Raw genomic sequence first — 24,454 nt, 5'->3', positions numbered from 1 at the left:
TTTAAAGGTGTGCTCGCATGGAAAGTAGTAAAGGCTCAAACGATGCCTTAAATACTCCTAATGCGAGCACGCCAACGCAAAGCGGCGAATCCAACAAAAGTATCGAGCCTAAAGCAAGTAGTGAATCTAAACCAAGTAGCACACAGAAGAAAAGTAAATACGCTGCTATGGTTTTAAGAAGCCAATATCCTTCTCGTTGGCGATTACTTATTGCATTTATAGCAGTTATAGTTAGTGCAGCAATTATTTTTACTTATTTTTTGCTTGACGTATACGATATTCTTCCTGGTCCTTTGACGTTGCGAAGCCAACATTATGCTGTAACTGTTTCTTCTCCTAAATCACTTTTGCGAGTTAATTCACTAGCTAAAGGCGTGACTTATGGTAAAGAAATAAATCATTCGCAAGCTCAAAAACTTATTGACGAGTTGGTTTCCGATGCTTCTATGAGTAGCAGCACTTCAGCAGTAATTATGGATGCGAATGGGCGAGTAGTTGCTTCACATGAGCCAAATGCTTTAAGAGAGCCAGCATCAACGCTTAAAACTTTAACTGCTAGCGTGGCTTCTCGCACTCTTGACATGGGTTCAACTCTTGATACTCAAGTATTTTTGTTGCCTAAAACAGGCGGTGAACCAGAACGAGCTTCTAGTGCGAATGCTAGAAAGCTTGTGCTTCGCGGCAATGGTGACATGCTTCTTGGCGTTGGAGAAAACGATTGGAACCATGTTAATGGCAGAGCAGGCTTAACGACATTAGCGAGAAGAACAGCCAACGCTTTGAAACTTGAAAATATTCGCACAGTTTCTTTAGCTGTTGATGACTCATTGTTTGGCGCAAAACGTGCTCCTGATTTGATTTATGAAACAGATGTTGAACGACGCTTTTATGCTCAAACGTCATCTTTGGCTATAGATGATGCTCGTCAGCGTGACCTTTCAGTGCAAGGTGTTGACGCTGATGCTATGACAGATTTTCCGCTTTCTGATCCTCATCCTGCTTTAAGTGTCGGTCGTGTTTTTGCTAAATTATTAAGCAAACAGGGAATAGTTATAAGTAATTATTCTAATAAAACCACTTCTGACGAAAAAAATTCCGGTTCAGACTCGTCTGCAGATGATTCTTCTGAAAATAACAAAGATTCTGAAAATGAAAATAAATCTGCACAATCTGAAAATTTTGTAATACCAGTAAGCGAAACTAAATCGTTAATATCATCTAATTCGCGTTTAATTGCACAAGTTTCTTCTGCACCTTTAAACGAAATAATGGCATATACGCTTCGTATTTCAGACAATACATTGGCGGAAGAGTTTGGTCGTTTGACTGCGCTTGCAACTCACAAATCCAACTCTCCGGAGGGTGCAGTTCAGGCAGTAAAAGAAGGATTACGCAAGCTCAATATCGATATACGTGGTTTGCATATGTCTGATTGCTCAGGCTTGTCTCCAAAATCAAGGTTGCGCGCAACAACGCTAGCTCAAGTACAAGTGCTTAATATTAAAGCCGATTCTGGAGGTGCTGCAGCTGCTGAAGGATTGTCTCTTCCTGGTTTAGTTGGAACAGCAAGAAAGCGTTTAGCGGATGAATCTTCTGCCGGTATGCTTCGCGTAAAGACTGGTTCTTTAAGTGAAGTTACTTCTATGGTTGGTAATGTATCTAGGAAAAGTGGTGGAGTGCTAACTTTCGCTGTTGTTGCGAACCAGCCAGCTGATATTTGGGGAGCATTCGTAGCGATTAATAAGTTTATGGCAGAATTGCCAAAACTATGATTTATGAGTTGCAATTTAGCGTTATTGGCGCGTTACACTAGAAGCTATGGTGTATTCTTCTCGTATACGCGCAGGAATTGGCGCAATCAAGCATTGTTTTGACGAACTTTCGTTGTGTGCTCAAGACGCGCGTTTTTCCGAACACGGCAATCACGCGACAGATGTTGATGCTCCTCTGGTTCTTATTGCGTGCTCTGGAGGTAGAGATTCTCTTGCACTTACAGCATTGAGCGTGATTGTGTGCGCAAGTAGAGGTATTCGTTGCGGTGTTGTAATAGTAGATCACCATTTGCAGCCGCACTCAACTGAAATTGCTAATATTGCGGCTAAGCATTGTTTGCAATCTGGAATAGACGAAAAGTACGTGTATATTCAATCTGTGAACGTTGAAGATTTAGGAGAAGGCGAAGAGTCTGCTGCTAGAAAGGCTAGGTATCAAGCAATTATTGAGGTTGCTAAAAAGCAGCAAGCTGCAGCCGTGCTTTTAGCTCACACTGCAAATGATCAAGCAGAAACTGTAATGATGGGGCTAAAAGATTCTGCAGGTTTAGAAGCAGTTGCTGGCATGAAAGCAGTGACATTGCGTCAAAACGTGCTTTTTGCAAGGCCTCTTATTAAGCTTACTAGAGAAGATACTACTGGTATTTGCGAGGATTTAGGTATTTCATGGTGGGATGATCCTACAAATGGTGACGATATTTCGCAAAATGAGGAACTTTCAGAAAATTATCCATTGAGATCTCGAGTTAGACACACGTTAATGCCTTATATTTCGCGATTTTTTAATGCGAATATGGTTACTTTGCTTTCTCGCGGAGCTGAAATAGCTAGAGACGATCTTGACTATATTAATTCTCAAGTTGACGAAGCTAGTTCACAAGTGATGGAATTTGATAAAAATGCGAAAACTGTTAGGTTAAAAGCTGATAAATTAGCGCAATATCATCCATCAATTCGCAGACGAATTATAGTGCGTGCGTTAAGTGAGCTTGGTCTGCGTTTCTCGTCAAGTCACATATCTGCAGTGGACGAACTATGTACAAAATGGCATGGCCAGAAGCCTTTTTCGCTGCCAAATTATTATGAAGCGACTCGGCTCTCGCGCAATATCGTCATTCGCTTATGCAAAGATAGTGAACATGCAAATTGCAGATATACGAGATGACATCGACTATGAATTAATTAGCCACGAAGACCTTATGAAGCGTATTCGTGAAGTTGCTAAACAAGTAAGTGAAGATTACAAAAACCGTAATGTTTTGCTTGTTGCAGTTCTAAAAGGTGCTGTAAATACTCTTGCTGTATTTTCGCAAGAATTAAGCATTAACGCATCAATGGACTTTATGAGCTTGTCTAGTTACGGCAGTGGCACTCAAACTAGCGGACAAATTACTGTCCGCGAAGATTTAAGTACTGATGTGCGCGGTCGAGATGTGCTTATTGTAGAAGACATTGTTGATTCCGGTCGCACGCTAGCTTGGCTTGTAGATGAGCTAAAAGGTCGTGGTGCTGCAAGTGTAAAAGTTTTTGCATTGCTCAGTAAGCCTGCACGTCGCGAAGTAGACGTACAAATCGACTACTCGGGCTTTGAAATTCCTGATGCATTTGTCGTTGGTTTCGGAATGGACTACGACGAACGCTACCGCAACCTCAATAGTATTGCGGTATTAAAGCCATCAGTGTATGGTGCTTGATTTTATAGATTCTATTCAGAATTTTTATATAAATTGAGGAGTTTGAAAGGAGCCTTATTACATGGGCGCTTCTCCTATGACACCGCAAGGCCCAATGGGCGGTCCTGGGCGTGGAAATAACGGAAATAATCCGTTTTTAAATCCACGCAACCCTAGGAATCAGCGAAACAACGGTCAGCAGGGCAAGAATAATAAAAATAACGAGAACAACCATAACAATCGTCGTTCCTTCTGGCAGTCGCCATGGACGTGGATTGTGCTTCTTGTGTTGCTTTCAGTTGTCGGATTCCAAATGTTTGTTCATAACGGATCGCAAACTATCGATACTCAGGATGGTATTGAGTTAGTGCGATCTCATAAAGCAAGTTATGTGGAAATTATTGACAATAAACAGTTAGTTAAGCTTACGCTTGATAGTCCGTTTAAGAAGTTCGATAAACGAAGTAAGCAAAATCGTGACTTTGGCAAGGATGTGCAATTCTACTACGCGTATGCACAAGGTAGGTCAATTGTACAAGAAGTCGAAAAGGCGAAGCCTTCTAACGGCTGGACTGCTAGCTTACAGTCATCTAGCATTATTTCGTATTTGATTACTTCGCTTGTTCCGATATTGTTCTTCCTTGGCATGATTTGGTTCATGTTTAGCAGAATAGGCGGTGCCGGCGGAAGTATGCTTGGCATGGGCGGCGGACGTGGCCGTGGCAAGCTACTCGAAGGTCAGACTCCTAAAACTAAGTTTGCTGACGTTGCTGGCGAACAAGCTGCTGTTGAAGAAGTTGAAGAAATTAAAGACTTCTTGAAGGACCCTTCGCGCTACAAGGCTTTGGGTGCTCGTATTCCGCGCGGTGTGCTGCTTTATGGTCCTCCAGGAACTGGTAAGACTTTGTTGGCTCGTGCTATTGCAGGCGAAGCTGGTGTGCCGTTCTATGCAATGGCTGGCTCTGACTTCGTGGAAATGTTCGTAGGCTTGGGCGCGTCTCGCGTTCGTGAACTTTTTGACGAAGCTAAGAAGAATGCTCCTGCAATCATCTTTATCGATGAGATTGATGCTGTTGGTCGTCGCCGCGGAAGTGGCATGACTGGCGGTCATGATGAGCGCGAGCAGACACTTAATCAGTTGCTTGTTGAGATGGATGGTTTCGACAACGATACTAATTTGATTATTATTGCTGCAACAAACCGTCCAGATGTGCTTGATTCCGCACTTCTTCGTCCTGGTCGTTTTGACCGTCAGGTGGCTGTTGAGGCTCCTGATTTGGAAGGTCGCGAGGCAATTTTGAAGGTTCACGCTAAGGGTAAGCCTTTTGTGCCGGATGTTGATCTTCATATGGTTGCTGTGCGCACTCCTGGTTTTACTGGTGCAGACTTAGCTAACGTGCTTAACGAAGCTGCGTTGCTTTGCGCTCGATCTGGTGCTCAATATATCGATAATCGCGCTATTGATGAGGCAATTGATCGTGTTCAAGCAGGACCTCGACGTAAGTCTAAGGGCATGGCTTTGGATGAATTGCGTAACACTGCTTACCATGAGGGCGGTCATGCTCTTGTTGCTGCTGCGCTGCACCACACGGATCCTGTTACTAAAGTAACGATTTTGCCGCGAGGTCACGCACTTGGATACACTGCTGTGATGCCAACAAGCGACCGTTACTCGCAGTCTCGCAACGAATTGCTGGATCAAATGGCATATGCTATGGGTGGACGCACAGCCGAGGAAGTTGTGTTCCACGATCCAACAACTGGTGCTTCTAACGACATTGAGAAAGCTACTGCCATTGCTCGTAAGATGGTTGTTGAATATGGTTTCTCAGCAAAGCTTGGAGCTGTTAAGTGGATGGATACTGACGAAGATTCTTCTGGTTCACTCGATTCTTTGCAACCTCGCAAGTTCTCGAATCGTACTGCTGAAGTAATCGATGAAGAAGTTCATAAGCTTATCGAAACTGCTCATACTGAAGCGTGGGAGATTATTAACAATAATCGTGACGTATTGGATGAGCTGGTTCGTCAGTTGCTCGCTAAGGAAACTCTTAACGAGAAGGAACTTAAGGAAATCTTCAGTAAGATTCGTAAGGCTCCTGAGCGTACTCTTTGGCTTTCGGACGATAGAAGACCAGATTCTGATCTTCCCCCTGTTGAAATTCCAGAAAGTTTGAAGCGCAACGTTGAAGGTAAGAATGAGCAGACTGAAGCTTCTGAACTTTCTGAATCTTCCAATAATGCAACTTCACAAAACCAGCAGTCTGATCAGATGCCTGTTGATACGTCTATTCAAACTCCTGCACCTGCTCCTCGAACTGTTATTGGAACTGTTAAACCACCTGTTAATCCGCCTACTAATCAAAATGACGGTACTCAATTTGGTGCTTAATAGTGTAAATGCAGTGCTAAAAAGCAGATAAAATAAAGTTATTAATAAACGCTGATAACAATATAATTTATTGCTGTCAGCGTTTATTTTTATTTTTCTAAGAATTTAATAATAAAAATTAGTGCTATATGCAAAAAATTACGCATGTTGATTTATATCGAGTACAATATATCAAAATATTAGTTTTGCGTATTATAGGTAAGAGTAATAAAAGATAAATAAAAGAATAACTGAAACTTTAAATTGTTTTTATTAGAGAGTAGAAGATGAGATTATGAATACGACCATAAGTTTGAAGGGTATTCGCCCAAGCGGTGACTCAATAGTCATTGGATTATATTCTTCTATTTACATAGATGCTGTTTTAAAAGTTAATTTGAGTAATGCATTAGACGGAGATGAGACTAACGCAATAGATATTCCTCAAATTGCTGAGCGTCTTGCTTTTATGCTTAAACGTTGCGAAAAAGATAGCGAGATTGAGGAGCATCCTGCTATAGCTTTAGAACTTATTGCTAAATCTGTTTTAAATTCTGCTATGCACACTTGGCAAATTAGTGAGGCTGATATTACTGTTCATGCTGCTTTAAGAAGCGAATATTACGGCATGAAAAGCACTGTTGACGATGTTTGTGTTACTTTGAATAGCGTTTCTAGAGAAGAGTTAAATTATTCGGAACGGCGTGTAGTTCCTGAGTCTCTTGCGCATGTTGCTGTTCGCAGTGGAAGCGTATCGGTTGACGATCTTGAGGAAGGCGAAATAGCAGATTACTACCGTTCTCTTATTGAGGAAGATAGAAAAGAAAAGCAACGCAAAGAAGATGAAGACGCTGTTGCAGCTGCTAAAGCTGCTGTTGATATTGCAAATTCTTTCGCAGATGATTATGAAAATAATGGAGATTCACAGTGCTCTTGTGGCGATGAATCTAAAAGTGTCAATTATGGCAATGAGCTTGTTAAAAGAGAAACTAAGTCTCCTTTGTTCCGCATATGTCCAACTCCGTTACAAACAACTGCAGTGATTTCTATGAAGGGTGTCGCGAAACAAGACACGCGTTCTGCTATGCTGAGAATAGTTGCAATGCTCGAGCAGGATAGAGAATCTCGCGTTGACGGTGTATCGGCATTATATGTTGCCAATATGCTTGATGCTGATTATTACGCGGCTGTATTTATTCTGTCTTCGGGTGGTGACGAGTATGAGCTGCTTCGCTTGCTTCGCGCTGTTGCTACTTTGTATAAAGATAAAGTGACTGTGCGAGTGTTGGGTACGCGTTCATATGGTGCTTCTGCTGCTGACACAAGAACTGTTGATGCAGAAAAATTGCCACAACAACTAGCGGAAATGGTGACGGTTGACCCTAAGGCGCCTGAACTTATGCCGTGGATGCAGATAGAGTCGGATGCTGCTTTGGACGATAACTCAGTTTCGTACTCATTAGCGTTTGCTTTTGATGCTCAAACTGTTGGGGTATACTCAGAGCAATGGCTTATAGGGGATGGTTGTTAATGAAAGCGTATCGCACACCTTGGTGGTATCTGGTACTAGGGTTACTGTTTGGCTTTGTGCTGGGCGCATTTCTAGTGTCGTCAACAGAGTCTAGTGCTATGTCGTTAGCAGGAGCTCCGTGGGTTGTTGTTGCAATTATGGTGATTGCTGGCTTAATAACTTTTGTTATGGCATTGCAAACTCATCAAAGTGTTGCCAACAACAAAGATAAGAATAAGAAGCATGTAAGTTCTCAATTTGCTGTTGCGGCTCTTATGCTGTCGAAGGCATTGGGAATGGCAGGTGCTATTTTGTCTGGCTGGTATGTTGGGCAATTGTTAATGAGTTTGCCACACAGTGAGATAATTCTGTATAACTCTGTTGTGCGTGAATGCTCTATTGCTGGCTTGGTGTGCTTTATTGATATGGTTGTTGGCATTTTAGGCGAGTGGCTCTGCCAGATTCCGCCTGAAGATGATTCTGAGTCTGTCAATAAGTCAAATCGTACGCCAGCAACATGCTAGTATTTGCTAGGCTCGTATTTACTAGCTATTAGTTTGCGTAGTTTTATGTAAGTTGCATCTTGCTTGAATTAAGTAGGTAAAAGTATTAAACGCTTTTGACGCAAGTTGCAACAAACGCTGGAATTTCAACGTTTGTAAGGATGGTATATTACTTTGGCTGAATTTATCTATCAGATGATTAAGGCGCGTAAATCGTATGGAGATCGTGTAATTCTCGACGATGTTACTTTAAGCTTCCTTCCGGGCGCAAAAATTGGTGTTGTGGGTCCGAACGGCATGGGTAAGTCGACGCTGCTGAAAATTATGGCCGGTTTGGAAAATGTGACCAACGGTGAAGCTTCTTTGACTCCTGGCTATACGGTAGGTATTTTGCAGCAGGAACCACCTCTTGATGACACTAAGACGGTTGGCGAAAACATTAAGATGGCTTTTGGTGAGATTGCGCAAAAAGTGGCGCGTTTTAACCAAATCGGCGAAGAAATGGCTAATCCAGACGCTGATTTTGATGCGTTAATGGAAGAAATGGGTAAGCTTCAGACTGAAATTGACGCTGCAAACGGTTGGGATTTGGATTCGCAGCTTGAGCAAGCTATGGACGCTTTGCAATGCCCAGACCCGGATTCTCCTGTTTCTGTGTGCTCTGGTGGTGAAAGGCGTCGAGTGGCATTGTGTAAGCTTCTTCTTGAAGCTCCAGATTTGCTACTTTTGGACGAGCCTACTAACCATTTGGATGCGGAATCTATTTTGTGGCTTGAACAGTTCTTGCACAAGTACGAGGGTGCTGTTATTGCTGTTACGCACGATCGCTACTTTATGGATAATGTTGCAGAGTGGATTTGCGAAGTTGACCGTGGTCAGCTTTATCCATATAAGGGCAATTACTCAACGTATTTGGAAACTAAAGCAAAGCGTATGGAAATCCAGGGTGCCAAGGATGCTAAGCTTGCTAAGCGTTTGAAGAATGAGCTTGATTGGGTGCGTAGCTCACCGAAGGCACGTCAGGCTAAGAACAAGGCTCGTTTGGAACGTTACGACCAAATGGAGCAAGAGGCACGTAATTCCAAGAAGCTTGATTTCTCTGAAATTCAAATTCCAGCAGGTCCACGTTTGGGCTCGCAAGTTTTGGAAGCAAAGCATATTCACAAGGCTTTTGGCGACCGTGTGCTAATCGACGACTTGTCGTTTACTTTGCCTCGTAACGGTATTGTTGGCGTGATTGGTCCAAACGGCGTTGGTAAATCTACGCTGTTCAAGACGATTGTGGGCTTGGAGCCTCTTTCTGGTGGCGAGTTGATTGTTGGAGACACTGTGAAGATTTCTTACGTGGATCAGAATCGTGCAGGATTGGATCCTAATAAGAACTTGTGGGAAGCTGTTTCAGGCGGACTCGATTTTATTGAGGTTGCAGGCGTTGAAATTCCTACTCGCGCATATGTTGCAAGCTTTGGATTTAAAGGTTCGGATCAGCAGAAACTTACGGGAGTGCTTTCTGGCGGTGAACGTAACCGTTTGAACTTGGCTTTGACTCTTAAGCAGGGTGGAAACTTGCTGCTCCTCGATGAGCCTACTAACGATTTGGATGTTGAGACTTTGGAAAGCTTGGAAAACGCTTTACTTGATTTCCCAGGCTGCGCTGTTGTGGTTTCACACGATCGTTGGTTCCTCGACAGAGTTGCAACGCATATTCTTGCTTGGGAAGGCGACGACGAGAATCCTGCAAAATGGTACTGGTTCGAAGGTAACTTCCAAGCTTACGAAGAAAATAAGATTGCGCGCTTGGGTGAGGAAGCTGCTCGTCCGCATCGCTTGCACCGTAAGCTCACTCGCTAGTTGAGTTTTGTTTTCATTTATTGGCAGAAACATTTGCCGGTGATTTTTACGGCGTTTGCGCGACGACCTGCTTTCGCGCTTGGAGCGTAGTGCGCGAAAGCAACTCGGAGCGTGAGCTTGCATGGAAAGTCCACTGGACTTTCCATGCAAGCTCAGAAGCGAGCACTTATGGTGCGAGCGTCTTGGCGCTTTTTGACAACATTTGCCGTTATTGTGCCAGGCGTGTGCTAGGCTCGATTAGTTCACGTTTTGAAATTTAAGTTTTGAACACACATATTTTACGAAAGGCTATTGTGCCGCATACTCATCATGCTGCGTTCGCTCAAAAGCGAGGCGCGAAGAATACCAAGAATGATAAAAATACGAATAGTATAAACAATACGAATAATAAAAATAGTTATAAAACAAAAAAGCCTAAAAGCGCCAAAAATACTAGGAAATCAGCTGAAAAACGCAATCCTTTTGAGTATCAGGGGAGCCATAAAAATTATGGTTCTAATCACGAGTTCAATTCACGCAGGGAGCGCAATCGCAAAGCAGAAAAAGCTCGTCAAAAGACGCGCGAAAAAGCCTTGCGTTATGAAGAAGTAGCTATTGCGGATGCTGAACAAGATTTTGCTAAGCATAATATTGATAAAAATAATGTTGCTAAGCATAATAGTGCAAAATCTCATAATACAAAACAAAATTCTGCAATATCTTTGCACCCTACTTCGAAAAAGCAAAAGCAAGATTCTCATAACGCAACAATTATTCCAGACTCTGCCATTGAATCTCGTGAAAATTACCGTGACGATGTAACTTTTGCGCAACTTGGCGTTCCAGAGCCTTTAGTAGAGGTGTTGCGTGCGGATGGGAAAACCACTGCATTCCCAATTCAACAAGCAACGCTTCCCGATTCTTTACAAGGCGCGAATATCCTAGGGCGAGGTCGCACAGGAAGCGGTAAAACATTAGCATTTTCTATTCCACTTGTTGCACGTTTAGCTGAGAATTTTGTTGATTTAATTCATTCTGATAAAAACCGTAAGTCACGCGAGTCTAGCGATATTCCTGCTCCTAGAGCAATAATTCTTGCTCCAACTCGTGAACTTGTGCATCAAATTGATGACGTAATAGCGCCGCTTGCTGCAGCTTATGGCATGCACACTGTGACAGTGTATGGAGGCGTGAGATACCAACGCCAAGTATCGCAGCTTAAGCAGGGCGCGCAGATTGTGCTTGCTTGCCCTGGTCGTTTGGAAGATTTGCTGCGTCAGGGAGCGCTTACGCTTGAAAAAGTAATGGTTAGCGTGCTCGACGAAGCAGACGAAATGGCGGATATGGGATTCCTTCCTGCTGTTACTAGACTTCTTGAGCAAGTTGCGCCAGATGGTCAACGCATGCTGTTTTCTGCAACGCTTGATAGGCAAGTTTCTACATTAGTTGAGCGTTTCCTTCCAAATGCTGTCGTCCATGCTGTGGATGATGCTGATTGCCAAGTTGATACTATGACGCATCATATTTTTGCTGTGTCAGCAGGGGATAAGTACGAAGTTTTGCGAAAGCTTGCTTCCGGAAAGAAACGTTCTATATTCTTTACGCGCACGAAATATCAAGCGAAGAATATGGCGAAAAAATTTGTGCAGCAAGGTATTCCTGCAGTCGATTTGCAAGGTAATTTGTCGCAGAATCAGCGAGATCGTCATTTGGCTGTGTTTGCTGAAGGCTTGGTACGTGTGTTGGTTGCTACGGACGTTGCTGCGCGAGGTATTGACATTAGCGACGTTGCATTAGTTGTGCAAACTGAGCCTCCTGAGGATCCTAAGTCTTTCTTGCATCGTTCGGGTCGCACTGCTCGAGCTGGTGAAGAAGGCGATGTTGTAACGCTTGTGCTTCCTAATCAAAAGCGCGCTGCCCATATGATGCTTCGCAAGGCTGGAATTCATGCGAAAGCTGAGGATGTGAATCCTGCTTCGCTAGTTTTAGATGAGATTGTGGGTGAAGCTGCTGAGCTTCAAGAAGGCTGGAGTATGCCGGAGCCGGAGCAGCAGAAGCGTAAGGGTCGTGGTCGCGGTCGTGGGCAACGCAGTGGGCGCGGGCGTGAGCGTGACGAGCGTAACGGTCGCAGCAGTCGTAATGAGCACGGTGAACTTAGTGAACGCAACGAACGCAGTGGGCGCGGTAAACGTGGCGAGCGTGGTAGTCGTGTTCATCACTTCGGTCGTTAGTTTGGCGGTATTGCGTAACGGTCGTAAGTTTGTTCGCTTTGCATAACAATCGTGAGCTTTAGAAACAAATGCTGTGTTTTTCCGGTATTTGTTTCAGCTTTAGTTTTCTTGTCTGTTGTGGCGCGAGGCTTGTATATTTCTCTCCTCGCGCTTTTATTTGCGCTATTCTTGTGCGTTTTGTCGATTTCGCAAATGATTATGTGTTTTTTTTTACAAAATTGTCCTGTTTTTTGTCGAAAGTATCGGCTGATTTGGTGTTTTTGACAAAAACAGTAGCAATACTACAAAAATAAGTAGCAAGCTAACAAGCAATAAGCAAGTGATAAGTGACTTAACAAGAAGCTAAGCTAGCAATTAAACAAATAGGCAGTTAACCAGGCAGTTACGCAAGTCAATAGTCGGTTAAGCTAGTTACGTCAACTAGCAAATACTACTTAGATTGACCTTTACCAAATGCGCGCAGTTGCACGCCGTTCCAGTCAGCGCTTACGGTTAACGGAGTGGCTGCGTTCATGCCAGCTGTTTTTGCTGCAGATTGAACTGTGCTAGAACTTGGGGAACCTTCGCGACCTGGTTTTGGAGTAAGAACCCACATAGGCGCGTCATCGTCAAGCATATTTGTGGCATCCATAATGGTGTCCGCGAGCTCATCTTCATCGTCGCCGTCGCGCCACCAAATAATCACACCATCAACAGCAGCGTCGTAATCTTCATCTACCAACTCTTCGCCGGTAAGTTTCTCGATGCTTTCGCAAATTGTTTCGTCAACATCGTCATCCCAGAGCCATTGTTGCACAATGTCTCCTGGTTGGAATCCGAATTCCTGTGCATGCTGAAAAGCTATCTGTTCCACGTGATTCAATATATCAAAGCGTCACGAAGTGCGCACATTTGACGGCGTGTATTAAGTAATTTATTGTTTATCAATTACGACACACCAGGACACGCCTCAAAAATCGCGATTATGACACAAATCACTATATATAGGTGGTTATCTTTGCGTCTTGCCCTAGATATTGTGCATGAGTTGGGTTATAGTAGAGCGAGTCGTTAGAAATAGTTCCCATGTTTGCAACGAGAAAATTTGCTAGAAGGAACAGTGTTTAAGAAAGGTCTGTACCGATGCAGGTTTTGGAAGAAACTGCTGTCACAAGCGCAGAAAATTGTACGGATGATGTAGTTGAAGCTCCAGTTTCTCGTGTGCAGGTCGAAAAGCGCGATGGTCGCGTAGTTGATTTTGATCCGCTGAATATCATTATGGCAATTAAGGCTGCTTTTAAGGACTTAGGCAAGGAAGTCGGTCCGCAAGAAGAGCAGATGATTCGCGATATTTCAGATCATATTGAAGCTGAGATTCAGGATCGTTACAATGGTCCAGCAAAAATCGAAGATATTCAGACTTTGGTTGAGCACAGTCTTATTGAGAATCATCTTTACGAGGTTGCTCGCTGCTACACGAGCTACCGACTGAACCGAGATATCGACCGCGCTAAAGCTACCGATATCAACGAGGCTGTTAACCGCCTTGTAAATCGTGATGAGTCTCTTGTTCGCGAAAACGCAAATAAGGATTCCAATGTTTATGCAACTCAGCGCGATCTTCTTGCAGGCGCTGTTTCCAAGGCTTCTGCGTTCTCTATGCTTCCTCACGCAGTTTCTAACGCTCATATGAAGGGTGATATTCACTTCCACGACGCTGATTATTCGCCATTTACTTGCATGAGCAACTGCTCGCTTCCTGATTTTGGCGATATGCTTGCTAAGGGCTTTGCTCTTGGTAACGCAATGATGGATAGCCCAAAATCTATTGGCACTGCTGCAACTCAGGTTACGCAAATTATTAAGGATATTGCTGGTGCGCAATACGGTGGTCAGACTGTTAATCGCGCTGACGAGATGCTTGAGCCTTATGCTAAGTGCGATTACGACAAAAATCTTGCTATGGCGCACGCTATGATTCCTGATTCCACGCCAATTCAAGTCGCAAAAGATATGATTGACGGCCTAAAAGCTCAGGAGCCTAAGAATCTTCATTGCTTGGACAGAGATCCACTTCCTGCTGATACTCCTTTTGACGAAAACTTGAGTGAGCTTGATCAGCTTCGTGAAGTTTATGCAAAGATTATGACGCGTAAAGCTATTTACGACGCTATGCAAACGATGGAATATCAAATTAATTCCAACCGTGTTTCTAACGGTCAGACTCCGTTCGTAACTGTTGGCTTTGGCTTGGGTACTTCTTGGTTTGCCCGCGAAATTCAGCGCGCTATTTTGCTTAACCGTATTCGTGGTCTCGGCAAAGATCGTCATACTGCAATCTTCCCTAAGCTTGTGTTTACTATTAAGCACGGTGTTAACGCGGACGCTGGCGACCCGAACTACGATTTGAAGCAGCTTGCGCTTGAGTGCTCTACTAAGCGCATGTATCCGGATGTTGTGTTCTACGAGAATATTATTAAGATTACTGGCTCCTTCAAGGCTCCTATGGGTTGCCGTTCATTCCTTCAGGGTTGGATTGATCCAAAGACCGGCAAAGATGTTGAAGATGGCCGTATGAATCTTGGCGTTGTAACTGTTAACATGCCACGTATTGCTCTTGAATCTCACGGCGATGTGACTCGCTTCTGGAAGCTTTTCGACGAGCGTATGGAAGTAGCTCACCAGGCTTTGCGATTCCGTATTATGCGTTGCAAGCAAGCAACTCCTGTAAACGCTCCAACGCTATTCCGTTACGGTGCTTTTGGTCGTTTGGAAGCTAACGAAAGTGTGGATCAGCTGTTCCGTAACGAGCGCGCTACAGTTTCGCTTGGTTACATTGGCTTGTATGAAACTACTGCAGTGTTCTTCGGCAAGGATTGGATGCAAGATCACAGCTGGAATGAGGAAGGCAAGGAGTTTGCGCTTTCTTTGGTTCGCCGCATGAATAAGCTTTGCCAGCAGTGGTCAAAGGCGGAAGGCTACCACTATTCCGTTTACTCAACTCCTGCTGAGTCTTTGACTGACCGCTTTAACCGTATGGATCGTCAGAAGTTCGGCCGCATTGAAGGCGTTACCGATCACGACTTCTACACTAATTCCTTCCATTACCCGGTTTGGTTGCAGCCAACTCCTATGGAGAAGCTTCGCTACGAGGTTGACTTCCCGTATCTTGCTTCCGGCGGCTTTATTAACTACTGCGAGTTCCCATGCTTGCAGGCGAATCCTAAGGCTTTGGAAGCTGTTTGGGATTACGCTTACAAGATTGGCATTGGATACTTGGGTACGAATACGCCAATCGATCACTGCTTCGTTTGTGGATTCCAGGGCGATTTTGAGCCGACTAAAGAAGGCTTCCGTTGCCCGGAGTGCGGCAACAGCGACCCAGATAAGTGCAATGTGACTAAGCGTACTTGCGGCTACTTGGGCAATCCTGTTCAGCGCCCAATGGTTCACGGACGTCACGAAGAAATCGCTCACCGCGTAAAGCACATGTCTGGCGAAACTGGCCATGTGACTCTTAACAACGGTGAGTCTCGTGAATGGTATGAGGAAACAAAATAAACTTAGCTAATTTACTATGTTGAAACTTAGTAAAATAAGTATGACTAGATAATTTAGCTAAATCAATAGCTTTTCTTGTGTTTGTTGTTTGGTGATAATCTGGCCGTTAGAAATGTATTGCATTTTGTGATTGCACTTTCTAACGGCTGGATTTATTTTATTTTCGCAAATTTGGTTGTTTATTTTTTAGTTGCTTATTCGGTTTGGAAGGGGGTTGGATATGGCTCGCATGAGTTTGCACGATTTTGCGCCTGCAGATGTGAATCGTGGACCGTGGATTCCTACCTCTCTTTCCAATAATCCTCGCGCAGGACAGTGGTCTAGTGAGCGCATGAGCCAGGGGATGATCGCCGATTACAAGCGTTTTTTGATGACAGACGGCGAAGGAATTCGTTGCTCGCTTTACGTTTCCGGCTGCCCGTTCCATTGCGTTGAGTGCTATAACGAGTCGATTTGGGATTTTCGCGCAGGCCATCCTTATACTCAAAAGCTTGAAGATCAAATCATGGAAGATTTGTCGCAACCTTATGTGCAAGGTTTAACGCTTCTTGGCGGCGAGCCGTTGCTTAATACGGGCATTTTGTTGCCTCTTTGCAAGCGTATTAGAAAAGAGTTTGGCAATACAAAAGACATTTGGAGTTGGACTGGATACACTTGGGAAGAGCTTATGCGCCCAGGGGAGACGCCTGATAAGCTTGAGCTTTTGCGTTACATTGATATTCTTGTTGACGGCCGTTATATGAAAGATTTGCACGATTCGCTTTTGCAATTCCGCGGCTCTAGTAATCAGCGAATTATTGACGTGCCAAAGTCGTTGGAAAATCCGCAAAATCCTCCTGTAATCTGGGAAAAGCTTCACGATCAGGAGCGTTTTATTCCGTCAATTTACGGCAAAGACCGCGCGCAAGGCGAAGGTGATGCTTCGTAATCCTATTGAATGCGCCACTCATACGATATATTTAACAATGTTTGTGGACGATTATAAGAATGCATACATATACACATGTTAAGCTAAATATAATTAACCTAGTAACATCTGTATTGCAAACTGTCAAAAGAATTATGCTAACTATGCTCATAAATACTGTAACTAAACGATATACAGTTGGGTATGTTTTTTCTTTGCATAAATATAAAAGATAGATTAGTAATATTAATAGGACGAATGCTTGAATGGTGAGACTAACAGTATTAATACAAGTGTTATCGTCTTTTAAGTCCTTCAATTGTTTAAAGAAATAAATAGCTGACGAAATATAACAAAGCAGCGTTATTGGCAGTAGAACTATGTGTTTGCTGTTCATATTGTTCCTCACATAATTGTTGATATTAATGTGGAAATTCTCACTGCAAGTCGACACGAATGCCTTTCTGCTGTGCTACAGCGCCAACTATTTTTGTATTACTCATAAGTTTCTTCTTGGGTGTTGGCTTGAACTTGCAATGATAGTAAAAAAGACATGGATAATGCTACTGAGCAAGTAAGTATTCTATTAATAGCTTTTTTATATTCATGACAGTACCTCTTTATACATGCGAATATACATTTTTTTATTATATAATTTTTTATAAGATGAAATCAATCGTTGTTTATAATTTGAATGTGTAGAAGCACTTTTTCGTATGTGATTTGTCTGTATACTACTATGTCAAAGATTCATCTATTTATGCATTTGGTAATGAAGTAACTCAATACGGAAATGCGCCATGCGCAATAATTCAAATATGTATTTGAAGAAGTGATATTATTAAACCTACACATGACGTTATGTAGGGGAAGGGATGCAATGGCAGAAAAGCCGAAGAACAATTCACGAAAAATTAGCAATAATCCTCCTCGCGCATTGCGTACGATTCTGTTATCTTTAAAAAAGTACCGTTTTCTTGGCGTTTTAACAGTTGTTACTATTCTCGTTGAAGCTGCTATGCAAATTGAGATCCCTACAGTAATGTCAAATCTTATTGATTTTGGCATTATGTCACGTTCTCAAGAAGCTGTGCAATATTACGGTTTGCAATTGCTCATTTTTGCTGCAATTGCAATGATTACAGGCATTATTTCTGGTATTTGCTGCGCGCATTCTAGTGCTGGTTTTGGTAAAAATTTGCGCCACAACATGTTTTCACGCTTGCAAGGTTTAAGTTTTTCTGATTTAGATAAGTTTTCTAGCGGCACTGTTGTTACGCGTATGACTAGCGATGTGTCAAATGTGCAATTTGCTTACCAAATGATTATTCGCTCTGGTGTTCGCAGCGTTATGATTATCATCACTGCTTGGTGGTTTACTTTTTCAATTAGCCCTGCTATCTCGTGGGTTTTTCTTTCATTCGTGCCTATTGTTGGTGCAATTGGCGCTTTTGGTGCGAGTATAGTTGCTCCAGCATTTTCTCGAATTTATCGAATGATTGACGAGATGAATAATAGAGTTGGCGAGAATTTGCATAATATTCGCGTCGTAAAGTCTTATGTGCGTTCTGATTATGAAATAAGTCGTTTTACGCGTATTTCGCATAAAATCTATGATTATTTTATTAAAGCTGAGTATGTGTTAAATTGCAGTATTCCTTTGTTTAACTTATGTTTTTATTCTGGCATGCTGCTTATTGCGTGGTTGGCTTCGCACGAAATTGTGGCTTCAGGAAATAATCCTGCTTTTGGTTTAACAACGGGAAATCTTGCTGCATTAGTAGTGTATGCTTTGCAAATTTTGTTTGCTTTAGCGAATTTAGTTGCAGTTTTTGTAATGTCGTTAACAGCTCGAGCTTCGATGCATCGTATTTCACATGTTTTGCAATCTCGAAATACTGAAGTTGTTTCCAAGCATCCACTGACAAAGCTTTCTGACGCTTCTGTGCGTTTTGAAAATGTTTCGTTACGCTATCCTCAATCAGATAATATAGATGAATCCACTCCAGCAGAACAGGAAATTTTACATGATATAAATATATCTATTCCTTCTGGAGCAACTGTTGGCGTTGTTGGTGCAACGGGATCTGGAAAATCAAGTTTAGTGCAATTAATTGCAAGACTTTATGACGTAACTTCTGGCACTCTTTTTGTAGGCGGAAAAGATATTCGCGATTATGATTCTTCTAGTTTGCGTGAAGAAGTTGGTGTTGTTCTACAAAAAAATATTTTGTTTAGTGGCACAATTGCAGAAAATCTTCGCTGGGGTAGGGCGGAAGCAAGCGATAATGATTTGCGTCAAGCTTGCGAAATTGCTTGTGCTGATGAGTTTATTAAAGATTTACCAGACGGCTACAATACGCATATTGACCAGGGTGGTAAGAATGTTTCCGGTGGTCAGCGACAGCGTTTGTGCATTGCGCGCGCACTTTTGAGGAAGCCGAAAATTTTAATCCTCGACGACTCGATGAGTGCGGTTGATATGAAAACGGATAGTAAAATTCGCGATGGCTTGAAAAAGTTTATGCCTGATTCTACGCAAATTATCGTTGCTCAGCGCATATCTTCAATCGAACATGCGGATATTATTGTTGTTCTTAAAGATGGTCGTGTTGTTGCTAACGGTTCGCATGATGAATTATTTAAATCTTGTGAAATTTACAGAAATATGGCGGTTTCTCAAGAAAAAAGTCGCATAACTAGCGCAACTAAAGAAGAAGGAGCTAAATAACAATGGCTAAGAATAAAACGGCTCACTCTTCTAAAAATGATTCAGCTATTAGTTGGAAAACTCTTAGCAGACTTGCCTCTTATGTGCTTGTGTATCGAGTTAAAATTTGCGTAATTATTGCATCAATAATAGTTAGCGCAATCGTGCAAGCTGCAAGCGCAATGTTTTTGCAATCTCTTGTCGACTCGTATATTCTTCCGCTTGTCGGTAAGCATAATCAGGATTGGACGCCTCTTGTTCGCATGATTATTCTGATGGCAAGTGTTTATGTTGTTGGCGTGTTTTGTTCTTGGCTTTGGAGCAGGCTTGTTGCGAATATATCTGAAAGTGTTATGCGTGATTTGCGAGATTCTATGTTTAAGCATCAGCAGAAGCTTTCATTGCGTTACTTAGATTCTCAAGGTTACGGCGATATTATGAGCCGTTACACAAACGATACTGAGGTTCTTCGTGAAGCAATTTCGTGGGCTTTTCCTGACTCTTTTTCTGCACTAATGTCAATTTTGGCAGCGTTTATATCTATTATGTGCTTATCGCTTCCGGTTGCAGTTTTTGTAGCTATATTCACTGCAATATTGCTTTATTTAGTGCGTTTTATGCTAAAGAAATCTGGCAGTTTATTTGAACAATTCCAGCATGCATTAGGCGAGTTAAATGAGTTTGTTGAAGAATCTGCAACTGGAAGCAAAGTAATTAAAATTTTCAATCATGAAGCAGATTCTATTGAAAAATTAGATAATTGCATAGAAAAAGTGCAAAAAATTTCTGCAAGTGCGAATTCTTATGCAAATAACGTAATGCCTGTTATTAGTAATGCAAGCTATTTGCTTTATGTATTAATTGCTTTACTTGGTGCGTGGGCTGCTTCAGTGGGTCTGCCAACGCTGGGATTATCTGGATCTAGTACTCTTACATTGGGTACGCTTATATCTTTGCTGGCACTTTCGCGCGCATTTATTAACCCTATTGGCGAAATTACAATGCAAGCTAACGCACTTATGATGGCTCTTGCAGGAGCTTCTCGTATTTTTGAGTTACTTGATGAAAAGCCAGAACTTGATTCTGGCAGTGTGCAATTAGTTAAAGTGCGTGTACTTCAGTCTGATGAAGATCTTGAAGAAAAATCAGCATTTGATGTGCTTGAAGAAGTAGACGAACAATCTGAAGGAAGCAATATTTATTGGGCTTGGAAAAGATCAAAGCAAGATAATGGCACTAAAGCTAAAAAGCGCGCTCAAAACTTAAGCGAAATGGCTCAAGAGATTGTGTGCCATGCAAAGCGAGATGCTCGCACTTCTAAAGATGGCCGCTATACTTTGCTTCGAGGCGATGTGCGTTTTACGGATGTTGTGTTTGGTTACAAAGAAAATCATCCAGTTTTGCACGATATTACGTGGTTTGCAAAACCTGGTCAAAAAGTTGCTCTTGTTGGAGCTACGGGTGCTGGAAAAACTACTATTGCTAACCTTCTTACGCGTTTTTACGACATTGATGATGGACAAATTTTGTATGATGGCATTGACGTGCGCGATATTTGCAAAACGGATTTGCGCCACGCTATTGGCACTGTTTTGCAAGATGTGAATTTATTTACAGGCACAATAATGGACAATATTCGTTATGGAAATCTTGATGCTAGCGACGAAGATTGTATTCAAGCTGCAAAATTGGCTCATGCTGACGCGTTTATTTCTCATCTTCCTGACGGATACAATACGCAGCTTAACAATGGTGGTGAAGGGCTTTCTCAAGGTCAGAAACAGCTTATTTCTATTGCTCGTGCTGCAGTAGAAAATCCGCCTGTGTTAATTCTTGATGAAGCAACTTCATCGATTGACACGCATACTGAAGAATTAGTTCAACATGGAATGGATTCTTTGATGGAAGGGCGCACTGTATTTGTAATCGCTCACAGGCTGTCTACAGTGCGCAATTCTGATGTGATTATGGTGCTGGATCACGGTCGCATTATTGAGCGCGGTTCACATGAGGAATTATTGGCAAAACGTGGGGAGTATTATCAGCTTTGCACTGGAGCTGTTGAGCTTGAATAATAGCTTGATTTTGTGCTGCAACACGCCGAACACGCGCGGCACTTGCATTTTGCTAAGGATTCTGTAAGATAGTGACTCGGCTGTTCGAGAGAACAAAGCCACGGCCCCGTAGCTCAGTTGGTTAGAGCGCCGCCCTGTCACGGCGGAGGTCACCGGTTCAAGTCCGGCCGGGGTCGCGATTAGTAGAATACCCGGTTCGCCGGGTTTTTTATTCATCATGGCTCTGTAGCTCAGTTGGTAGAGCGAGCGACTGAAAATCGCTAGGTCAGCGGATCGATCCCGCTCGGAGCCACAACAAAAAACGCGCGACACGATTTGTGCCGCGCGTTTTGTTTTATTCGCTAGTCAAGCTGCTTCCACGAATCAACATCAATATGATGCTCAGGATTTGCCTGCCAAGCTGCCCAAGCAGATTCTACGATATCCTTAACGTCGTAGCGAGCATGCCATCCCATTTCTTCGTTAATTCGCTTCGTGCTGCCAATAAGCTGTGGAGGATCTCCAGCTCTGCGATCAAGAACAGTTTCTTTAAATGGCAAACCGGTCACTCTGCGCACTTCGTCAACAATTTCGCGCACAGACGTACCCTTACCAGTTCCTACGTTAAAAGCGTCGTACTTGCGCTCGTCGCGATCCAAATACGTGAGTGCCGCAATATGCGCGTCTGCTAAATCAGAGACGTGAATATAGTCGCGAATGCAAGTACCATCAGCAGTAGGGTAGTCGTCGCCAAAAATAGCAGGTGCTTTTCCTCGCTGTAGTCTGTCAAGAAGCATAGGAATTAAGTTCAAAATCGCAGGATCTTCCAATTCCACCGGCCCGCATCCAGCTACGTTGAAGTAACGCAGTGCGCAGAAGCGAATTCCGTATGTGTGCTCGCAAGCACGTGCCATCCACTCGCCAAAAAGCTTGGTTTGACCATAAGGGTTAATTGGCAACATTGGCACAACATCTTCTGGTACAACTTCAACAGGAGGCACGCCATAAGTTGCTGCAGAAGAAGAAAATACGAGCTTCTTAACTCCGCTATCTTTCATGCCTTCAAGCACATTAAGCATGCCGTTAATATTCTGTTGATAATACCAAAGTGGCTTTTCTACGGACTCTCCAACTTGCTTTCTAGCAGCAAAGTGAATTACAGCATCAACATTCTCGTCCTTCATGATTTGCGCAAGTCGTTTTCCTGCATCAGGAGAAGAGATATCCATACCATAAAGACGTGCGCCTTCAATTCTTGTAGGCTTTCCGTAGCTTAAATCGTCAACGACGACGACATTTTGATTTGTTTCATGTAAGGCGTGAACTACGTGTGCTCCAATGTATCCGCATCCACCTGTAACGAGAACAGTCATTGTCGACCTTCCTTTTGAATAATATCAATACAATCAGTGAGATTATATCTCGTAAAACTGAAGTTTAATGATATGCATCTGTTGCATAGCATCTGTTATTCTTGCATTTTGATTCTGCAGCGTATGCTTAACTTGAATGTGTCAGTTGTATTATTTTGTAAGGTGATGTTCGAATGATATTTGTTGCGTTATCTATATTGCGTGTGATTATACGCGCTTATTTGATAATAATGATTATTCGAATGGTTGCAGATTGGTTATTTGTGCTTGTTCCTCGTATGTGTCCTAGAGGTGTTTTTAATTTTCTAATACGGATTATTTATTTCACAACAGAACCGCCATTACGCGTATTGCGCAAGTTTATTCCGCCAACTCGTTGTGGAAAAATTAGTATTGACGTAAGTTATATGCTTTTATATTTTGCTTTGTACGTTCTTCAAATTTGGTTATAGATGAGTTTACGTTTTTTCAACGCGTAATTTTTATAAAAGCGGCGTTTTGTTACATAAATTTTTGTATTAACCGCACTAATTTTCTGCGGACGTGATAGCATCGAATAGATATATATCAAAGGGCTGTGCCCAAAAAGCGAGGTGTAAAGCATATGACTCTGTTGACGCCTAAGGACATTCGAGAGCATACCTTCCAAATTGTACGTTTTAAGGGAGGTTATGACGTTGACGAGGTCGACGAGTTTCTCGATCAGGTTACAGAAACAATAGAAGCACTCGGTCAGCAGGCAGTGCAGGGCCTAGGGGCTTCCACGCAATCTCTTGGCCGTGATGTTGCGGGTTTGAATACGAAGATTGCTGAGTTAACTTCTAAGGTAGAATCCTTAACTAAAGAAAATGAGGCATTGCGTAATGCTTCTAAGAAGCAGGGTGAATCAAATGAAGCTGCTTCCCAACTTGAAGCTACTGCAACTAAGTTGCGTGAAGCTGAAGAAAGTAATCGTGCTTTGACTGCTCAAAACCAGCAGTTGAAGGAACAGTTAGATGGTTTGGGCGCACAGGTAGATCAGTTGACTGCTCAAACTGCTCAAGCAGACAATGCTAAGCAGGTTCAAAAAGAGCTTGAAACTGTTACTCGCGAGCGTGACGACTTCCGTGCAAGCAGCGAAAACTTGGGTCGCGAGCTTGAAACTGTTCGTCAGCAGCTTGTTGTCACTCAGCAAGAAAACACTAAGATTGAGGAACTTTCCAAGCAATTGGAAGAGTCCCGTCAGCGTGAAGAGCAGCTTCGAAAGCAGGTTGCTAAGATGGAGCCAAATACTGAAACAGGTAGCTTGCAAAAGATTGCTGGTGCTGGTGCAGAAGCACAAGGTTCTGAACCAGAACGTGCAACTGCAATGTTGACTCTTGCTATGCAATTGCATGATCAATATGTAGATAAGGGCAAGGCTAAGGCTCAGCAAATTGTTGAAGAAAGCCAAGCTCGTTATAATGAAACTGTTGCTAAGGCGGATGAATATTCTGCACGTACTCGTTCTGAAGCTGAAGAGTACAGCAAACAGACTCATGCTGATGCTGACGATTACTCTACTCGTACTCGCAGCGATGCTGATTCTTATGCTGCTCGTGCTCACAATGAAGCTGATGCTTACTCTGGTAAGGTTCGTCAAGCTGCTGATGATTACTCTATGCAGACGCATGATCAAGCTGACCAGTATGAGGCTGAAGTACAGCATCGTGCTGCAGACTATGATTCTACAACTCGTACAGCTGCTGATGCATATGCTCGTCAGGTACGTGAGAATCTTGAGAAGCAAACTCAAGTTATTGAAGGGAATATTCAGAGCCTCAAGCAGTTTGAAACTGAATATCGTACTCGCTTGACTGATTTCCTTGGTCAATTGGTTGCTCAAGTTTCTGATGAAAATACCTATGCTGGATTAGGTCAGAAGCAGGGTGAGGAATCTGGTAAGCAAGAGTAGTTTTTAGCAGTGCGTAACTGATATTTTAAAATGTTGTGCACTGCACC

General features: G+C 42.8%; 16 protein-coding genes and 2 tRNA genes. 16 read left to right on the top strand and 2 right to left on the bottom strand.

Translation table 11 applies throughout. The annotated features are described in order from the left end of the window. Window positions 1-17 precede the first annotated feature (17 nt). The 8 genes from HXT47_RS05500 to HXT47_RS05465 all read left to right on the top strand — a co-directional run bounded on the left by HXT47_RS05500 (window position 18) and on the right by HXT47_RS05465 (window position 11,890). Window positions 18-1,772 (top strand): D-alanyl-D-alanine carboxypeptidase, encoded by a 1,755-nt coding sequence (locus tag HXT47_RS05500; protein WP_421788984.1) that lies wholly within the window; start codon window positions 18-20, stop codon window positions 1,770-1,772. Window positions 1,773-1,818: 46 nt separating this feature from the next. Further along, window positions 1,819-2,937 (top strand): tRNA lysidine(34) synthetase TilS, encoded by a 1,119-nt coding sequence (gene tilS / locus HXT47_RS05495; RefSeq protein WP_415688407.1) that lies wholly within the window; start codon window positions 1,819-1,821, stop codon window positions 2,935-2,937. After that, window positions 2,912-3,466: a hypoxanthine phosphoribosyltransferase gene (gene hpt / locus HXT47_RS05490; protein WP_101886119.1), complete on the top strand. Its 555-nt coding sequence runs from the start codon at window positions 2,912-2,914 to the stop codon at window positions 3,464-3,466. The genes tilS and hpt overlap by 26 nt, the downstream gene beginning before the upstream one ends. 61 nt (window positions 3,467-3,527) lie before the next feature. Further along, window positions 3,528-5,837 (top strand): ATP-dependent zinc metalloprotease FtsH, encoded by a 2,310-nt coding sequence (gene ftsH, locus HXT47_RS05485; RefSeq protein WP_101886118.1) that lies wholly within the window; start codon window positions 3,528-3,530, stop codon window positions 5,835-5,837. Window positions 5,838-6,111: 274 nt separating this feature from the next. Next, window positions 6,112-7,347, top strand: coding sequence for a hypothetical protein (locus HXT47_RS05480; RefSeq protein ID WP_032842550.1), 1,236 nt, complete (start codon window positions 6,112-6,114; stop codon window positions 7,345-7,347). Next, window positions 7,347-7,850 (top strand): DUF3180 domain-containing protein, encoded by a 504-nt coding sequence (locus HXT47_RS05475; protein ID WP_032835493.1) that lies wholly within the window; start codon window positions 7,347-7,349, stop codon window positions 7,848-7,850. The genes HXT47_RS05480 and HXT47_RS05475 overlap by 1 nt, the downstream gene beginning before the upstream one ends. Window positions 7,851-8,003: 153 nt before the next feature. After that, complete coding sequence (ettA, locus tag HXT47_RS05470; protein WP_004118724.1) at window positions 8,004-9,680, top strand: energy-dependent translational throttle protein EttA; 1,677 nt, start codon at window positions 8,004-8,006, stop codon at window positions 9,678-9,680. A gap of 293 nt (window positions 9,681-9,973) precedes the next feature. Then, entirely contained in the window at window positions 9,974-11,890 is a 1,917-nt protein-coding gene (locus tag HXT47_RS05465) for a DEAD/DEAH box helicase (protein ID WP_421789411.1), read from the top strand. Between the two features lie 430 nt (window positions 11,891-12,320). Here the strand turns inward: HXT47_RS05465 and HXT47_RS05460 are convergent, their stop codons facing one another. Then, the gene (locus HXT47_RS05460) at window positions 12,321-12,743 is read right to left on the bottom strand and encodes a DUF3052 domain-containing protein (protein ID WP_004107331.1); all 423 of its coding nucleotides are present in this window, start codon (window positions 12,741-12,743) and stop codon (window positions 12,321-12,323) included. 269 nt (window positions 12,744-13,012) lie between these two features. On the opposite strand from HXT47_RS05460, the gene nrdD reads away from it, so the two are divergent. The 6 genes from nrdD (at window position 13,013) to HXT47_RS05430 (ending at window position 21,414) form a co-directional block, all read left to right on the top strand. After that, window positions 13,013-15,430, top strand: coding sequence for an anaerobic ribonucleoside-triphosphate reductase (nrdD, locus tag HXT47_RS05455; RefSeq protein WP_004118729.1), 2,418 nt, complete (start codon window positions 13,013-13,015; stop codon window positions 15,428-15,430). Between the two features lie 220 nt (window positions 15,431-15,650). Further along, window positions 15,651-16,358, top strand: a complete 708-nt coding sequence (nrdG, locus tag HXT47_RS05450; protein ID WP_004107335.1) for an anaerobic ribonucleoside-triphosphate reductase activating protein — start codon at window positions 15,651-15,653, stop codon at window positions 16,356-16,358. A gap of 859 nt (window positions 16,359-17,217) precedes the next feature. Beyond that, window positions 17,218-19,068, top strand: coding sequence for an ABC transporter ATP-binding protein (locus HXT47_RS05445; protein WP_004107339.1), 1,851 nt, complete (start codon window positions 17,218-17,220; stop codon window positions 19,066-19,068). A gap of 2 nt (window positions 19,069-19,070) precedes the next feature. Then, entirely contained in the window at window positions 19,071-21,122 is a 2,052-nt protein-coding gene (locus HXT47_RS05440) for an ABC transporter ATP-binding protein (protein ID WP_004107341.1), read from the top strand. Window positions 21,123-21,224: 102 nt separating this feature from the next. Further along, a tRNA-Asp gene (locus HXT47_RS05435) sits at window positions 21,225-21,298 on the top strand. A 43-nt stretch (window positions 21,299-21,341) separates the two neighbouring features. Then, window positions 21,342-21,414, top strand: a tRNA-Phe gene (locus HXT47_RS05430). Between the two features lie 49 nt (window positions 21,415-21,463). On the opposite strand, the gene galE is transcribed toward HXT47_RS05430, so the two are convergent. Beyond that, entirely contained in the window at window positions 21,464-22,474 is a 1,011-nt protein-coding gene (gene galE / locus HXT47_RS05425; protein ID WP_004107342.1) for a UDP-glucose 4-epimerase GalE, read from the bottom strand. A gap of 173 nt (window positions 22,475-22,647) precedes the next feature. Here galE and HXT47_RS05420 point away from each other — a divergent pair, with 173 nt between their 5' ends. Together HXT47_RS05420 and HXT47_RS05415 are read left to right on the top strand one after the other, a co-directional pair. Then, complete coding sequence (locus HXT47_RS05420; RefSeq protein ID WP_004107345.1) at window positions 22,648-22,926, top strand: YggT family protein; 279 nt, start codon at window positions 22,648-22,650, stop codon at window positions 22,924-22,926. Between the two features lie 152 nt (window positions 22,927-23,078). Beyond that, entirely contained in the window at window positions 23,079-24,407 is a 1,329-nt protein-coding gene (locus HXT47_RS05415) for a DivIVA domain-containing protein (RefSeq protein WP_421788981.1), read from the top strand. The last annotated feature ends 47 nt before the right edge of the window (window positions 24,408-24,454 follow it).

The organism is Gardnerella sp. DNF01205, assembly GCF_049244135.1.
Lineage (GTDB): Bacteria > Actinomycetota > Actinomycetes > Actinomycetales > Bifidobacteriaceae > Bifidobacterium > Bifidobacterium leopoldii.
Note: the sequence above shows the minus strand (reverse complement) of the source record. Positions and strands in the feature narration are given on the sequence as shown.